This window comes from Heliomicrobium undosum (genome assembly GCF_009877425.1).
GTDB classification, from domain to species: Bacteria; Bacillota; Desulfitobacteriia; order Heliobacteriales; family Heliobacteriaceae; genus Heliomicrobium; species Heliomicrobium undosum.
Genome location: NZ_WXEY01000051.1, coordinates 1 through 1,872, shown reverse-complemented (window position 1 = coordinate 1,872; position 1,872 = coordinate 1). Strand labels below are relative to the sequence as shown.

The 1,872-nt window shown below is 47.6% G+C and carries 1 protein-coding gene; it reads right to left on the bottom strand.

Annotated elements, in window-relative coordinates:
* Window positions 1–80: 80 nt before the first annotated feature.
* Window positions 81–1,280, bottom strand: a complete 1,200-nt coding sequence (gene ltrA / locus GTO91_RS17520; protein WP_161260002.1) for a group II intron reverse transcriptase/maturase — start codon at window positions 1,278–1,280, stop codon at window positions 81–83.
* Between the last annotated feature and the right edge of the window lie 592 nt (window positions 1,281–1,872).

The window sequence follows — 1,872 nt, the reverse complement described above, 5'->3', positions numbered from 1 at the left end:
GTCGAGTCAAGCAGGGGAATTTCACCCCTGCCTGCTCACAGAACCGGACGTGAGAGTCTCCCCTCATCCGGCTCTTGTCATCATACCGCTGGCACAACGCCCATTTCCCAGTGAGCAAAGAGATTTGGACGTATTTTTGCGCAAGTACCGAGCCAATCGAGTGCCCTCGCGGGTTTACGTCGTAGGCTCTTGTGCCTTCTCATTGCCCATCTGACCAGTGCGAGATTCACTTTCGAAAGTTCCTTTTTCATAGAGCTAGGGCAGAACCTTCCAAAGTAGTTGGCCCACCCCCGAATAACCGGATTCATCCTCCATGCGACCTCATCCAGTGTTACACCATTGGACTGTCTCCTAATTTCCCTTATGGATTCTCGGAAACTCTTTCTTGCCTGTGAACTCACTGCTGGAGTGAATCCGATGAAATACTGTCCATTTTTGTTTTTCGCTACTCTTGGCCTGAATTCATACCCTAGGAAAGTAAATAAAGTGTGTTCGTGCGTATTCTTCCTATTTGCGTCTTTGCAGTACACAATTCTGGTTTTGTCCGGGTGTATTTCCAGTTGGCACGAGAGCATCCTCTTCTTAAGTCTTTCCAACAGGGTGTCGGCCTCTTCCTTTGTTCTGCAGTGGACGACTCCATCATCAGCATATCTCGCCCAAGGGTTTTCTGGATTTTTGTCTGCCATCCACCGGTCAAATGCGTAATGTAGAAACAGATTTGCCAATACTGGACTGATCACTCCGCCCTGCGGAGTTCCCGACGTCCTTTCTACAATCGCTCCATCCGGCATTTGAAATGGGGCTTTAAGCCATCTTTCCACATACAGTAGAAACCACTTGCACTCTGTATGTTTTCTGACGGCTTTCATTAGCAATTCATGCTCAATGTTATCGAATAGTTTTCGAATGTCGAACTCTATGACCCAGTCGTATTCCCAGCATCTTTTCCGAGTGGTCCCGATTGCGTCAATGGCCGATTTTCCGGGTCTGTATCCGTATGAGTCCTTATGAAATATTCGTTCCACTATTGGCTCGAAATACAGCCTGCCAACCATTTGCGCTATCCTATCTTCCACTGTGGGCACGCCGAGTAATCTTGTGCCTCCACTTTTCTTTGGAATTTCTACTCCCTTGACTGGTTTCGGAAAGTAACTTCCCGATGACATCCGATTCCAAAGCTTGTACAGATTATCCTTCAAGTTCTTTTCGTACTCTACCAGACTTTGAGCGTCTACTCCTGCTGCCCCTTTGTTGGCCTTTACCCGGTTAAACGCATCCATGACCAAGTGTTTCGAAATCTCGTACGGCTTCCCTTTGATCTTTGATTCCTCCCACTGTCGGTTGACCAAATCTCAAAGTTACGATAACGGAATCCCTTCGCTCGATGGCCATTACGCACACTTCATCGCTACTACAGATTCCTCCGCCCCTATGCTCCACTTCCAGTATCTTCGTCCCTGTGAATTAGCCTCTTGACGTTTCCTTTTAGTGGAGCCGTAGGTTCTCATGTTCCTTGCAAGAGCCTATATCATGTTCCTGTGGCCTCTATACCGGCTACCATCCGAACAGTAATCAGGTTTCCTTCGGATTCATCCCAGTTACTCAACAAATCCCTGGTTTTGATAGCAATGTTCCCACTTACGATACTTCTTCGGCCCTTCACTTTCGTTCAGCTCCATGATACACACATGACCGGTCGCCCCGGCCTTTTCCTTAACGCTCACCACCATGCCTTTTGAACATAGCAGCTTAAGGCTGTTTGAACCCTGTACAAGAATACCGAGTTCGAGGGGCCTTCCCTCATCTCTTGCAAAGCACGGAATTGGTTGGAAATTCAATTCCTTTCATGACACACCGTCGAAAATGGGATAT

Excerpts from the sequence above, each read along its gene's own strand:
- ltrA (WP_161260002.1), bottom strand. The coding sequence starts at position 1,280 with ATGGATGCGTTTAACCGGGTAAAGGCCAACAAAGGGGCAGCAGGAGTA.